The organism is Streptomyces sp. NPDC002463, from assembly GCF_042889835.1.
GTDB classification, from domain to species: Bacteria; Actinomycetota; Actinomycetes; order Streptomycetales; family Streptomycetaceae; genus Streptomyces; species Streptomyces nymphaeiformis.
On the sequence record NZ_JBIARL010000017.1, the window covers coordinates 66,744 to 80,540 of the forward strand.

Annotated in this window: 6 protein-coding genes and 7 pseudogenes; 6 read left to right on the forward strand and 7 right to left on the reverse strand. The window is 71.3% G+C overall.

What is annotated here, in order from left to right; translation table 11 throughout:
* Nucleotides 1-91: 91 nt before the first annotated feature.
* Both ACFYX3_RS30270 and ACFYX3_RS30275 read right to left on the reverse strand, forming a co-directional pair.
* The gene (locus ACFYX3_RS30270; protein ID WP_389019943.1) at nucleotides 92-817 is read right to left on the reverse strand and encodes a peptidylprolyl isomerase; all 726 of its coding nucleotides are present in this window, start codon (nucleotides 815-817) and stop codon (nucleotides 92-94) included.
* A 508-nt stretch (nucleotides 818-1,325) separates the two neighbouring features.
* Nucleotides 1,326-1,505: pseudogene (locus ACFYX3_RS30275) on the reverse strand (LLM class F420-dependent oxidoreductase); the annotation flags it as partial.
* Nucleotides 1,506-1,832: 327 nt separating this feature from the next.
* Between ACFYX3_RS30275 and ACFYX3_RS30280 the strand changes: the two are divergent.
* Both ACFYX3_RS30280 and ACFYX3_RS30285 read left to right on the forward strand, forming a co-directional pair.
* Nucleotides 1,833-3,414: pseudogene (locus ACFYX3_RS30280) on the forward strand (FMN-binding glutamate synthase family protein).
* A gap of 32 nt (nucleotides 3,415-3,446) precedes the next feature.
* A pseudogene (locus ACFYX3_RS30285) lies at nucleotides 3,447-5,163 on the forward strand (thiamine pyrophosphate-dependent enzyme).
* A 267-nt stretch (nucleotides 5,164-5,430) separates the two neighbouring features.
* On the opposite strand, the pseudogene ACFYX3_RS30290 reads toward ACFYX3_RS30285, so the two are convergent.
* A pseudogene (locus tag ACFYX3_RS30290) lies at nucleotides 5,431-5,756 on the reverse strand (flavin reductase).
* Nucleotides 5,757-6,517: 761 nt separating this feature from the next.
* Between ACFYX3_RS30290 and ACFYX3_RS30295 the strand changes: the two are divergent.
* Together ACFYX3_RS30295 and ACFYX3_RS30300 are read left to right on the forward strand one after the other, a co-directional pair.
* Nucleotides 6,518-7,360 carry a PP2C family protein-serine/threonine phosphatase gene (locus ACFYX3_RS30295; protein WP_389019946.1) on the forward strand — a complete coding sequence of 281 codons (843 nt, stop codon included), beginning with the start codon at nucleotides 6,518-6,520 and terminating at the stop codon, nucleotides 7,358-7,360.
* A 116-nt stretch (nucleotides 7,361-7,476) separates the two neighbouring features.
* Nucleotides 7,477-8,496: an MASE1 domain-containing protein gene (locus ACFYX3_RS30300; protein ID WP_389019949.1), complete on the forward strand. Its 1,020-nt coding sequence runs from the start codon at nucleotides 7,477-7,479 to the stop codon at nucleotides 8,494-8,496.
* A gap of 127 nt (nucleotides 8,497-8,623) precedes the next feature.
* On the opposite strand, the pseudogene ACFYX3_RS30305 reads toward ACFYX3_RS30300, so the two are convergent.
* Nucleotides 8,624-8,848, reverse strand: a pseudogene (locus ACFYX3_RS30305) (IS5/IS1182 family transposase); the annotation flags it as partial.
* A gap of 457 nt (nucleotides 8,849-9,305) precedes the next feature.
* On the opposite strand from ACFYX3_RS30305, the pseudogene ACFYX3_RS30310 reads away from it, so the two are divergent.
* Nucleotides 9,306-9,965 (forward strand): annotated as a pseudogene (locus tag ACFYX3_RS30310) (response regulator); the annotation flags it as partial.
* Nucleotides 9,966-10,137: 172 nt separating this feature from the next.
* On the opposite strand, the gene ACFYX3_RS30315 reads toward ACFYX3_RS30310, so the two are convergent.
* A complete protein-coding gene (locus ACFYX3_RS30315; RefSeq protein ID WP_382661033.1) occupies nucleotides 10,138-10,734 on the reverse strand; it encodes a TetR/AcrR family transcriptional regulator in 597 nt (198 codons plus the stop codon).
* Between the two features lie 364 nt (nucleotides 10,735-11,098).
* On the opposite strand from ACFYX3_RS30315, the gene ACFYX3_RS30320 reads away from it, so the two are divergent.
* Nucleotides 11,099-12,280 (forward strand): P1 family peptidase, encoded by a 1,182-nt coding sequence (locus ACFYX3_RS30320; protein ID WP_389019953.1) that lies wholly within the window; start codon nucleotides 11,099-11,101, stop codon nucleotides 12,278-12,280.
* 262 nt (nucleotides 12,281-12,542) lie between these two features.
* Here ACFYX3_RS30320 and ACFYX3_RS30325 read toward each other — a convergent pair.
* Together ACFYX3_RS30325 and ACFYX3_RS30330 are read right to left on the reverse strand one after the other, a co-directional pair.
* Nucleotides 12,543-12,794, reverse strand: a pseudogene (locus tag ACFYX3_RS30325) (aldehyde dehydrogenase family protein); the annotation flags it as partial.
* A 121-nt stretch (nucleotides 12,795-12,915) separates the two neighbouring features.
* Nucleotides 12,916-13,797, reverse strand: coding sequence for a carbon-nitrogen hydrolase family protein (locus ACFYX3_RS30330; protein WP_389019956.1), 882 nt, complete (start codon nucleotides 13,795-13,797; stop codon nucleotides 12,916-12,918).

Here is a 13,797-nt window from a genome sequence, read left to right on the forward strand (position 1 = left end):
AGGGGACTCACTGAGCCTTCGAGTGTCGCCGCAAGCCGACCCCGCACGCCGCCAGGCATGTTCGTCGTGGACGCGGCGACATCGCGGTGCGTCAGCGCCGGCAGGACAGCCGGACGTGAAGCAGCTCGGTCCGCAGTGCGGGTGTGCCGTCGACCGGTGCCGGGTCCTCCGCCGTCGGCTCGATGCCTCCGGCGGCGACCTTGTCGAGTGTCGCCAGACCGGCGGGTCCGACCGTGCCGAACACCGTGTAGTTCGGTCGCAGCGCGGAGTCGCCGTAGACGACGAAGAACTGTGAGCCGTTCGTGTTCGGGCCGGCGTTGGCCATCGCCAGCAGGCCGCGTCCGTAGAGCCGGCGCGTGCCCGTGGGATCGGTGGCTGCGGGCGGCAGGTCCACCGGCAGTTCGTCCTTGTACTTGTACCCGGGCCCGCCCTCACCGGTGCCGGTCGGGTCGCCGCACTGCAAGACCTTCAGCGTCGGGTACGCCGTCAGGCGGTGACACACCGTACGGTCGTAGAAACCGTGCCGTGTCAGGTGCAGGAAACTCTGGACCGTGCACGGCGCCTTGGCCCGGTCCAAGCGCAGCGGAAGCGGTCCCTGATTGGTCGGAACAGCCAAGTCGACCGTGCCACGAGCAGGGGTGTGCCGCGGGTCGGGCGGCAGCGGAACACGGCGCGCCGGCGGCTCGTCCGGGGTCTGGCTGTACTGACAGGGACCGTGCGTGGTGCGCGGCGGAGCGCTGTCGGAAGCGGTGGCGACGCTCCCCCCGGACACCACTAACGCCGTGGCCGCGAATGCACTGATCAGTGCTCGTCTCATCTTGCACGCCCTCCCGATGATCTCCAGGTCTTGGAGCGGTCGCAGTCTAGGGCGTGGTGTGGCCTGCGGGAGTGGGATTTCCGGCCGATCAGCGTGACCAGAGCCCCATCATTCAGGCAACACGTCCTTGACCTTGCCGGGGCCGCTGGGGTCCGGTACCGAATCGAGGCAACGTGTAACACCCCGCGAGCGAGGGGAACATCGGTGCCCTGTCGCGGAGCCCGGGAAGGCGCCGCCGTCGGTCTGGGCCGGCACACATCCCGCGTTCGCCAAGCGGAAGCTGGAGAGAAGGAAAGCCGCTCCGCGCCCCAGACCCGTCCCCGCCGGAGCCGTGGCGCCGCCGACCCATCCCGCCGCAGGCGCAGACGCTCCTTCAGGAGCCATGCCCAGCTGTGGGTCATCCCGTTCGCCGGGCGCCGGCTGAACTTGCCAGGAGCCGGTCCCGAACGCACAACAGCGCGGGAGGCATGTCCTTCGCACAGTGCCCGGTATCGGCGTACGCGTGAACGTTCAGAGCGCCGATCATCGACCGCGCGAACGCGCTGTTGCCCTGGGCGTCGTTCCAGGGGTGGAAGCGGTCGGAGATCGCCAGTCTCGTGAATCCGGCCTGATGGGCTCGGCGGACCTGGGCGATCAGCTCGTCCGGGGTGAACTCCTCACACGACAGGAAGTAGCCGTACCCGGTCATCGCGCTTCCGCTCCTCTCGTCACCTCCTCCCCATCGGTGGGGCTACCCCAGCCCGCACGCGGGAATGACCGGGCGCCGGCCTTCGAGCGTGTGGACGAAGATCCGCGGGAGGCTGCCGCGCTACCGGCGCTGGGGCACCCCGGATCCACATGTACCGGTAGTCGTTGCTGCGCCCTGCTCGGCTCTCCGGCAGCCTGGTCGGCGCTCCGGGCAGGCTGGTCGGCGCTCCGGGCAGGCTGGTCGGCGCCGCGGCGACCATGCCGTTCCCGGAGCGGTCAGCCCGCCCCTCCGTGCTTGGCTCCGCCCATCCGGGACAGACGGCCGTCCATGGTGAAGATTCTTCCCGTGGCCCTCGCCGCGCTCGCCTCCGGTCTTCTGGCCGTCGCCGTGTCCCCCTGGTGGTGGTGCGCGGCCGGCCCCGCCCTGCTGCTCGCGGCGGTCGCCTCGTACGACCTCGTGCAGCGGCGCCACTCGATCCTGCGCAACTGCCCGATCCTGGGACACCTTCGGTTCGCGATGGAGGCGATCCGTCCCGAGGTGCAGCAGTACTTCGTCGAACGGAACGTCGACGGCGTGCCCTTCGACCGCGACACCCGCTCCATCGTGTACGAGCGCTCCAAGGGGACGGACGGCGAGGACCCCTTCGGTACGGAGCTGGAGCTGGAGCGGCCCGGCACCGAGTACCTCGTCCCGTCCATGGCCCCGCGCCCGGTGCCGACCGCGCCGCCCAAGGTCCGGACCGGCGGCCCCGGCTGCGCCCGGCCCTACGGCATGGCCCTGCTCAACGTGTCGGCGATGAGCTTCGGCGCCTTGTCCCACCGGGCGATACGCGCCCTGAACGGGGGCCCGGCGCGGCGGCTTCGCGCACGACACCGGCGAGGGCGGGATGTCGGAGCACCACCTCGCCCCCGGCGGGGACCTCGTCTGGGAGATCGGCACGGGATACTTCGGCTGCCGCAGCGAGGACGGCGGCTTCGACCCGCGCCAGTTCGCGGAGAAGGCAGCACTCGACCAGGTCGCCTGCGTCCTGCTGAAGATCAGCCAGGGCGCCAAGCCCGGCATCGGAGGCGTACTGCCCGGCTCCAAGGTCGACCGGGAGATCGCCGCGGTCCGGGGCGTCCCCGAGGGCCGCACCGTGATCTCCCCGCCGTACCACCGCGTCTACCGGTCCCCCCGGGAGCTGGTGCGGTTCCTCGACCACATGCGGGAGCTCTCCGGGGGCAAACCGGTCGGCTTCAGGCTGTGCGTGGGATCGCGCCGCGAATTCCTCGCCGTCTGCAAGGCGATGCCGGAGGAGGACATCACACCCGACTTCGTCGTCGTCGACGGGGCGGAGGGCGGCACCGGCGCCGCGCCCCTGGAGTTCGCGGACACCGTCGGCCTTCCCCTCACCGAAGGGCTGACGACGGTCCACCGCGCGCTCGTCGGCGCGGGCCCGCGCGACCGGATACGGATCGGCGCCTCCGGCAAGGTCGCCACCGGCAGCGACATCGTCAAGCGGCTGATCCAGGGCGCCGACTACACGAACTCCGCCCGGGCCATGATGTTCGCGCTCGGGTGCATCCAGGCACAGCGCTGCCACACCAACACCTGTCCCGTCGGGGTCGCCACCCAGGACCGCGGGCGCGCCCGGGCCCTCGACGTCGAGGACAAGGCACGGCGCGTCCAGCGCTTCCAGGAAGCGACGGTCAAGAGCGCCCTGCAGATCATGGCTGCCATGGACGTCGACGATCCGAGCGGACTCCGACCCGGCATGCTCCTGCACCGGGTGGGACCGAACGCCGTCCGGTCCCATGCCGAGTTGTACGAACCCCTCGAAACGGGCCAGCTCCTCTCCGCCGCATCGATGCCGGCCATGTGGGCAGGCGACTGGAACGCGGCTCATCCTGACCGGTTCACGCTCCTGTGAACCGGCCGATGTCCTTCCTGAAGGGAGACCCCATGACTCGTACCGTCGCGCAGGTGATCGTCGACGGTCTCGCGGACCTCGGCGTCGGCCACGTCTTCGGAGTGGTCGGCGACGCCCTCAATCCGATCACCGATGCCATCCGGACCACCGAGGGAATCGACTGGACCGGCTTTCGCCACGAGGAGGCGGCGGCCTTCGCCGCCGACGCCCGGGCCCAGCTGTCGGGCGACCTCGCGGTCTGCATGGGCACCGTGGGGCCGGGGTCGGTGCACCTGCTCAACGGGCTGTACGACGCGGCCAAGAGCGGTGCGCCGGTCCTGGCGATCTGCGGCCGGGGCCGCTGTCGGAGCTGGGCGGAGACTACTTCCAGGAGGTGGACAACGATCTCCTCTTCCGGGACGTGGCCGTGTACCGGGCCACCGTGACCTCCCCCGTCCAGATGCCGCGGCTCCTGGAGTCGGCCGTACGGGCGGCGGTGACCCGGAGGGGCGTGGCCGTACTGACCGTGCCCGGGGAGCTCGGCGACCAGAAGGTCGACGAGGACAGGCCCCCTGCGGTTCGCGCTCCCCAGCCCCGCCGTGACGCGTCCCGACGAGCCGGCGCTGGCCGAGGCGGCCGAGGCGATCGCCGCGGGCTCCCGGGTCACGCTCCTCGTGGGGAGGCGCACAGGCCGCCCGTGCGGAGGTGCTGCGCGCCGCCGAGCTCCTCACGGCCCCCATGGTGCTGACCCTGAAGGGCAAGGAGGGCTTCGAGGAGGACAATCCGTACGAGGTCGGCCAGACCGGCCTGATCGGCAACCCGGGTGCCGCCCACGCCATGGACACCTGCGACACGCTGATCATGCTGGGGACCGACTTCCCCTACCGCGACTGGTACCCGAAGGATTGCCGTGTCGTGCAGATCGACGTGCGTGAGGAGCACCTCGGCCGCCGCGTCCCGGTGGACGTCGGTCTCACCGGGGACGTGGCCGCGACACTGCGGGCGCTGCTTCCCCTGCTCACCCCCGTCTCGTCGCGGGACCACCTCGACGAGGCGCGCAAACGGTTCGCGCGCCGGGAGAAGGGCCTGGCGGACCTCGCCGACCCCGCCCACGACACACGTCTGCTCGGACGAGTGCGGGCGATGCTCGACAACCGCGTGGAACAGATCCGCCCCGGGGCGCTGGCGGCCGCGGTCGACCGGCACGCGGCCGACGACGCGGTCTTCATCTCGGACACCGGCATGACCACCGTGTGGCTCTCGCGTCTCGTACGGATGCGCGGCACCCGCCGGCTGATCGGCTCCTACAACCTGGGATCCATGGCCAACGCGATGCCCCAGGCCATCGGGGCCCAGCTGTGGGCACCCGACCGCCAGGTGGTCGCCTTCTGCGGCGACGGCGGGCTCGGCATGCTGCTGGGCGACCTGATGACCATCCGCTCCGAGCAGCTGCCGGTCAAGCTCGTCGTCTTCGACAACCGCCGTCTCGGCATGGTCAAGCTGGAGCAGGAACAGGCCGGGCTGCCCGAATTCGGAACCGTCCTCGACAACCCCGACTTCGCCGCGGTCGCCGAAGCCCTCGGACTGACCGGCATCCGCGTCACCGAACCCGGCGAGCTGGACGAAGCCGTGCGCCGGGCGCTGCCCCTTCCCGGACCGGTACTCCTGGACGTCCTGACGAATCCCGCGGAGGTGGCGGTGCCGGGCAAACCGACGGTGTCGCAGGGCTGGGGCTTCGCCATCGCCAAGATCAAGGAGAACCCGGCGTAGGTCGGGGAGGGTCGGCCCGTCGCCGGTTGGACCCGTCCAAAAAGGCAGGCGTGGATTGCGGGAGCCGGGGCACAAGAGCCCTGAGCGAAGGGACACGCTCGCGCAGCGCGATCCACGGCCCCGTGCCGTGAACGCGCCTGCAGCCGCGTGGGGCCCGCACCAGGCAAGGGTGCGGGCCCCAGGCACGCCGCTGGTCGCTGTACGGATCCAACACAGGCCGCCGCTCCCCGCCCGGGCGTCGTCCCGGACAGATCCGTAGCTGCGACCTCAGGCCGGATGGCCGGGCTTGAGGTCGCGCAGTTCCCGGTACCGGAGAAGGGGCGGCGGCCCTTCGGGCCGGGGACCCGCCGCGACGGGCCTCAGGAGGAAGCCCACGTGGTCGCCGCCCTCGATGCGTCTCTCGATCCTGCCGGTGAACCAGGATGGAGCCGGTGCACGGTGAGGTACTCGGCCCGGAGCGCGACCCGGTACGCGTGGTCGGCGGTCGACAGCCGGACCGTGAACCTCGGCGGGTCGATGGAGCACTGCGAGGCGAAGCCCACCAGGCAGCCTGCCCGCTCGCCGCCGGAAGCGTCGGCCGTGACCACGTACATCGGGCCGTCGAGAACGTCGGTGAAGGAGTCGAGCCCGATCGCAACGCCTCCCTTGCACTTCCGGGGGTTCACAGATGGAGATCGAGGAGTGCGTTCTCCACGACCTCGGTGAGCGCGGATGGATCCAGTACGCGGACCGGGCTGGGGTGACGGCGTCGAACCCCGGTGTCGCCGCCAGGACGAGGGGCTGGATGAGCGTGGAGGCCTGCGCGCCCATCAGGCGGGCGCCGAGGATACACCCCGTTGCGAGGATCGGCGCGCCGCGCCGGAGGGACGTTCTCGCCCGCCGAGTGGCGGACGTACCTGCCCGGCATCCCCTACCGGAAGGTGTTGTGCTGAGCGGCGCGCCCGCGAGACCGGCCGGCGCGCCCGGCAGCGCGTCGAGCAGGCCGGCGGCCGCGCCGGCGGCGAGGAGGGCCGGCGCAGAACTCTTCGCGCCGGGGGACGAGGGTGTGGTTCGTGTTCATGCCTGGCGTCCTTGGGGCCGCCGGTGTCTTGCGAGTCGCGCGGCGTCGGCCTGCTCGGTCCGGACGTAGGTCAGGGGCGGGGCGATGCCTTCGATCTCGCCGAACCGCTGTTCGTTTCCGTCGGTGTGGGGTGGCCCCGCTGGGATCCGCCGCGTTCTCCGCCGATGAGATGCGGACGCTGTCCCCTCCGGGCAGAGTGGGAAGGACCTGTTCGTACCGAGGTGGTCCCGTGTGGTCCCGCGTGCTGGAGACCGGGGAAGCGATGCGAGGATTGTCGTGACGTCGGAGTGATCGATGTTCCGCAGACGGCCGGCCGACAACAGCGAGGACCTTCTGGTCCGGCTCGGGTCGCTGACCGCCAGGGCGCGGGAGTTGGCCGAGACGCAGCGTTCCCGTGTCGAGCTCGCCGTGGCCCTGCAGCGCGGCATGCTGCCCTCGGACCTGCCCAGTTTTCCGGGCGTCCGGCTGGCCGTCCGCTATGAGCCCGCCAACCACGGGCTCAACGTCGGCGGTGACTGGTACGACGCTTTCTCCCTGCCCGGCGGGCAGATCGGCATGTCCATCGGTGACGTGCAGGGACACAACATCGAGGCCGCCGCCTTCATGGGACAGGTCCGCGTGGCACTGCGCGCGCTGGCCTCCGTCACCGGAGACCCGGGAGAGCTGCTCGGTCGCACCAACGACCTGCTCATCTCTCTGGGCGCCGACCTCTTCGCCACCTGCACCTTCCTGCGGCTCGACCCCGCTGCCGGCACCCTGGAGTGCGCCCGGGCCGGTCACATCCCCCACATCTGGGCCACCACCGACGGCCGCTCCGGCATCGACGACAGCGAGGGCGGGCCTCCGCTCGGTGTGCTGCGCGGCGTCGACTACCCGGCCACGCGCCACCGGCTCACCGCCGACGGTGTCTTCGTCCTCCTGACCGACGGGGTGGTGGAGGGGCCCTCGCTCCACATCGACGAGGGTCTGGACCGGGTGACGAGGCTCGCCGGGATCACCGCCGTCGCCGGACTGGACGTCGACGCGCTCGCCACCGCCGTCATGAAGCTGGCGGCCACGGTGGGGCACGAGGACGACGCGGCCGTCCTGGTCGTCGGCCATGACGGCGGTCCGGCCCGGCCGGCGGCCAAGGAGTGAGGGGAGGTGGCTCGCCTCGGGCCGGGTCGGTCCTCGGACCCGCCCGGGCCCGTGCCGGACGGCGGCGCCCGACACGCAGGGGTCTTGCCCGGTCGTGGCGGCCCGGCCGGTGTCTGATGGCTGACGTGTTGGATATTCGGCAGTTCCGGTCCTCTACGGAGGCGGCTCTGGTGTCGCTGGCCGTGGCGGTTTGCTACTACGCGGCCGGACGACTCGGCCTGATGGGCCGCCTCGTCGTCGAAGGCGTGGTGGTCACCCCCATCTGGCCTCCCACCGGCGTCGCCGTCGCCGCCCTGCTGCTGCTCGGCGCGCGGGTCTGGCCTGGGATCGCCCTCGGCTCCTTCCTCGTCATCGCCTCCCTCACCACTCCGGGGCCCACCACAGTGGTCACCGTAGTCAGCAACACCGTCGCGCCACTCTGCGCCTTCCTGCTGCTGAGACGGGCCGGCTTCCGGCGCGACATGGCGCGGCTGCGGGACGGACTCTCCCTGGTCTTCCTCGGCGGGTTCGGCGCCATGATGATCAGCGCGACCGCGGGGGTCGGACTGCAGGTGGCGAAGAGCTCCCTGGACAAGAGCGAGTTCTGGCCCGTCTGGCTGGCCTGGTGGGTGGGCGACACGATGGGGGTGCTGCTCGTCGCCCCGCTCATGCTCGTCCTCGCGGGGCCGGCCGGACGGTTCCGGCTAGGGCGCTGGAAGGAGGCGGCCTTTCTGGGGCTGACGACCCTGATCCTCATGCCCATGATCGTGCTCAGCCCGATGAGCATGCTCTTCCTCGTCTTCCCCCTGCTGATCTGGACAGCGCTCCGCTTCCAGCTCGCCGGAAGCATGCTGTGCGCGCTCTTCGCCTCAGTGCTCGCCACCTTCGAGGCGACCTCCGGACGGGGCGCGTTCCTCCACCTGACGGACGTCGAGATCATGGCCAAGCTCCAGGCGTTCAACGGTTCCGCCGCCCTGACCGCCCTGCTTCTCGCCTCCGTCATCACCGAGCAGCGTGCGACCCGCCGGTCGGTGCGCCGCGCCTGCCAGGAACTGGCGGAGGTCCTGGAGCACCTCGCGGCGGGCGAGCCCTCACCGGGTCCACCCGGCACCGCCGAGAGCCGGGCAGCCCCACCCGGCGGGCACCGGAATCCGTGATCCCCGCCCCGGAGCCGGCGCAGGGATCAGGAGCCGTACAACGACTGCAAGGCATGGGAACTGTCCGGCGCCAACAAGCTGGTTCGTGATGGCGTCGGAGATGCACGGTCCTGAGCTGGCGGTTTTGTCAGGTGGCGGTGTTGTGGTCGGAAACGAGGCAGGCGATGGCCCGGTAGGTGTCGGGCAGGACCTCTCGACGGTGGGTCCAGCGGGTCAGCTGCTTCCAGCGTTTGTGGTCGGCGAGCGCGCGCTCGACGGTGATGCTTTTCGATGAGTGTCTGTGCCGGTCCTCTTCTCTGGCAGCGTGGACCTGCGGCAAAGCGATCCTGCGGCACCCGGCCCGGGGAGACCTGTAGGCCGCCCCTTCATCTGTGTCCCGACTCGCCGCCGCCACGGACCATCCGGTCAGGGGCCCACTCCAGGCCGACCAAGATCCGGGCCATACGCGGACCAGCCGCCTGCAGGTTGGCCGAATCGTGGCCGTTTCCGCTGGTCATCGGCCACGCGAGGCGTGTACGACCAGCACACGAAGAACCTGCTGGTCAGCTGCTCGCCGAAGAAGCTCGGACCGCGCCACTCGCCGAGCGCGCGCACGGCGGCCTCGGACTGGCCGGCCTCACCGACCGCGTCACGGCCCTCGGCGGCACACTGACCGCGGGGCCGCACGGCGCCGCGGTCCGGCGGGTCGCGGCTACGTTCCCCTGGCCCGACGGCGCGGTTCCGATCACGACCAGGGCAGCGGCCATGGCCACCGGCCGGCCCGGGCACACCGCCCCCGCGCCTCCCACGGCACACCAGGAGACCCCCGTATGAGCGGCCCCGACACCATCCGGATCCTGCTGGCGGACGATCAGGAGACCATCCGCGCGGGCTTCCGCCTCGTCCAGGACGCCCAGCCCGACATGACCGTGATCGGCGAGGCGGCGGACGGCGTCACCGCGCCGGCCGCCGCCCTTCGCCTCCGCCCTGACGTGCTCCTCGCCGACATCCGGATGCCGGGCCTCGACGGCCTGGAGCTGGCCCGTCGGCTCGCCGGACCCGGCGCGGACCCGCTCCTCCGTGTCGTCGTCACCACCTTCGACCTCGACGAGTACGTCCACACCGCTCTGCGCGCCGGGGCCTCGGGCTTCCTGCTGAAACGCTCCGGACCGGCACTCCTGGTCGAAGCGGTGCGCGCCGCGATGTCGGGCGACGCCCTCATCAGCCCCCAGATCGCCGCACGCGTGCTGCGCCGGCTCGTCCCACCGGCTCGCCCGGAGACGACGAGACCGCCCGCCGAACCGCTGACCCCGCGCGAGGAGGAGGTCGCGACGCTGGTGGCCGGCGGAATGTCGAACGCCGACATCGGCGAGGAACTGTTCATCTCGCTCGCCACCGTCAAGTCCCACGTGGCCGGCCTCCGGCGCAAGTTGAGCGTACGCAACCGGGTCGGCATCGCCGCCTGGGCCTGGGAGAGCGGCCTGGCGCCCACCGAGCAGGCGTACCGGCGCGGTCGAACGCACCGGCCCCTCGCGCGTGCTCGTGTCCGCGGATCCCGATCTCGGGGACCAGGCGAAGTCTCCCCTGGCACTCCTGCAAGTCCGCACCCGAGGCCCGTGTGCCGACGGGATCGGCGTACGGCGGAGCAGCTCCGAGCCGACCTCAGGGTGTCCAGCCGGTGACCGCCCGGGCGTACGCGTGAATGGCGGCGATCACCTGGGCGCGGGAGCGGCGGCCCGCGAGGACCTCCGTCTGGAAGCCGTCCTCCAGGGCGATGAAGGTGGCCGCGAGCTGGAGCGGCGGGTCCTGGAGGGTGAAGTGCCCCTGGGCCTGGCCGAGCAACAGAATGCCGTAGTAGATCGCGACCTGACGCTCGGTGAGGGAGCTGTCGAGCGTGGCGGCCTTGACGTCTCGCAGGCAGCGCGGCCAGTACTCGAACAGCAGCCGCGTGAGCGTGTCGTCCGGTCCGGTCGCCACCCCCTTGTCGATGCAGGCGCGCAGCCGGTCCCGTGCGTCGGGGTGAGCCTCGACGGCTTCTTCGCGTTCGCGCGCGAAGCGCTCGATGGCCCGCTGGTAGGTCTCGTGGACCAGGGTGTCCAGATCGCCGTAGTACAGCAGCGCGGCCGGGGTGACGCCCGCTTCCTCCGCGACGTCCCGCAGCCGGAGCGATTCGAGCCCCCGCGTGAACAGGGCTCGCTCCACCGCCTCGGCCAGTTCCGCCATGCGGGCTTCCTTGCCCTTGCCCCTGCCGCTTCCCACGAGCACCGCCCCTCGATCGCCTAGCGAAGTTCACTTCCATTAAAACAGGGAGATCCTTCTGTTGACAGCCTTGACGAACACTTCTTAAATTCCGATTCAATTAACGGGTCAAGCCTCTTGGAGGGCTCGATGGCAGTCGTCCGTCGCCGCTCCGCGTCTGGCGGTCCTGGCGGTAGCCCGCTGTGATCTCCGTCTTCGCCCTGCTCGGCTCCTCCTCCCCCGCTTTCCCGCTTCCCCGCGAAGGCCGACGCACGGTCGGCGACGCGCTCGTCACCCACGCACTCCTCACGAACCAGTGAACCCACCCGGTCGATCCCTCCGGCAGAGACGTACCATCCACCCCTCGCACAGAGAGTCCCGCGTCATGACCCTCAGCAGCGCCTCACGCATCATCGAGACCCTCCCCGCCCACCACACGCCCTCCGGTCGTCCCCGGGCGCGTGCCCTCGGCATCCCGCTCGACGGCACGCCCGGACCCTGGAACGCGATCACGGACGTCCCCGGCGTCGAGGTCGGGCACGTCACCCTGATCGAGGGCGAAGGCGTCCGTACCGGCGTCACCGCCCTGCTGCCGAGAGGTCGTGACGGGGTCGGCTCGGCCTGCGCAGCCGGCTGGTACTCGCTCAACGGCAACGGCGAGATGACCGGCACCACCTGGATCGAAGAGTCCGGCGGCTTCAACCTGCCGATCGCTCTCACCAACACCCACGCGGTCGGCGCGGTCCACACCGGTGTGGACCGGTGGGTCGCCGAACACCATCCACGTCTCGCCGCGCAGTGGATGCTTCCCGTGGTCGCCGAGACCTGGGACGGCTACCTCAACGACATCAACGGCCGTCACGTCCACCCCGAACACGCCGTAGCCGCCATCGAAGCGGCCGCATCCGGCCCACTGGAGGAAGGCTCGGTCGGCGGCGGCACCGGCATGAACTGCTACGGCTTCAAGGGCGGTTCGGGCACCTCCTCCCGTACCGTCGGCTACGGACCGCACACCTGGACCGTCGGCGCCCTCGTCCAGGCCAACTTCGGCGAGCGTCGAGAGCTCGTCATCGCCGGCGTGCCCGCAGGCCGCTCCCTGCTCGACGACAACCCGCTGGACGACGACGACTGGCTCCAGCGGGACCTGGCAGGTGCACCCGGCCGCGCACCGGGCGGGGCGGGCTCCGTCATCGTGGTCCTGGCGACCGACGCACCCCTGCTCCCCGGACAGTGCAAGGCCCTGGCCCGCCGGGCCGCCCTCGGCCTGGGCCGCACCGGCACCAACGGCGGTCACTTCTCCGGCGACATCTTCCTCGCCTTCTCCACCGCCAACGACGGCGCCCTGAACAGCACCTTCCCCGAGGGCGAACCCACCGAGGACGACTACGACACCCTCCGCTTCGTCCCCTGGGGCCGGATCGACCGCTTCTACGAGGCGGCCGTCCAGTGCGTCGAGGAAGCCGTTCTCAACGCCCTCGTCGCCAACGAGCCCATGACCGGCCGACAGGGGCACCGCACTCCCGCCCTCCCCCACGACCGCGTCCGCGCCCTTCTCGGTCTCGCCTGACACGAGATCACGGACACGAGAACACGGACACCCCCATGAGGCGAACCTCACGGGGGTGTCGGTGCACCCGGGACAGGCCGGTGAACCGCCCCTGCGCGTGTTCACCAGCCGCAGGGGAGGGTGAACTTCTCGACGGAACGGACCCAGAGGCCTTCGCGGTCCGCGGAGTGACGCCGGCCCACGGCGGCTCACACCGAAAAGGGCCGACGGCCCCCGGGGTGTGCTGTCCAGCACCCCGGGGGCCGTCGGCCGTTTCCGCGGATCAGTGGTTGCGCGGGAAGCCCAGGTCGACGCCGGACGGGGCCTCGGACGGGTCCGGCCAGCGGGTCGTGACGACCTTGCCGCGGGTGTAGAAGTGGATGCCGTCGTTGCCGTAGATGTGGTGGTCGCCGAAGAGCGAGTCCTTCCAGCCACCGAAGGAGTGGTAGCCCACCGGCACCGGGATCGGCACGTTCACGCCGACCATGCCGGCCTGGACCTCCGGCTGGAAGCGGCGGGCGGCGCCGGCTGTCCGCCGGCCTCGCCGGCGCCGACCTCGACCGCGCGGGGTCCGGCGCCGCCCGCCCCAGGGCGGAGGCGGGGCGGGCGGCGCCGGCGGGAGACCCGCCTGGGACCGCACCCAGTGGGTTCCCGGCTCAGTGCCCTTCTGTCTCCTTGAGCCAGTCGGGCGTGCGGAACGTACCGCCGTACATGGGCAGTTCGATGGTCGATCCGTAGCGGGCGAGCTGGCTCCAGGGGCGGTTGATGCCCGCGGAGCCGTACTGGCGGACGCGTGTGACGGCGTCGAGGTCGAGGACGTCGACGAGGACCTCCTCTCCGCTCCCTGCCTGCTGGCGGACCGTGCCCTCGGGGTCGACGATGGTGCTTGCGCCGACACCGGCCGGATCGGCGCCGTTGACGTTGACCACGTACACCTGGTTCGTCCAGGCGTTGGCGCGGGCGCAGACCAGTTCCATGTCCCGGTCACGGGTGGTGGTCAGGGTGGGCTGGATGACGACCTCGGCGCCGAGCCAGGCGAGCTGGCGCATGGTCTCGGGGAAGGAGCCGTCGTAACAGATGGCCAGGCCCACGCGGCCCACTTGGGGGATGTCGAACACGGTGAAGCGGTTCCCGGGCGTGGCCTGTTCGTACGGCTGCCAGGGGAAGACCTTGCGGTAGGCGGCGGCGATGTCCCCCTCGGGCGAGATCGCGAGTGCGGTGTTGTGGATCGTGCCGTCCGCGGTGCGCTCGAACACGGTGCCGGGCACGAGCCACAGCCCGGTCTCCATCGCCAGTCCCGCGAGGCGGTCGGTGAGCGGTCCGGGGATGGTGACCGCGGCCTTCTCCATCCACTCCTCGGGGCGCTCGGCGAGCAGCGGCCCTTCGGCTGCGAGGAACAGTTCCGGGACGACGACCAGTTGGACGTGGGGGAAGAGTTCGCGGACCGTCCTCACCTGGTGGGCGAAGCGGGACCAGGTGGCTTCGAGGTCGTACGGTACGGGGGCGGTCTGGACGGCGGCGATGGCCAGGGTACGCAT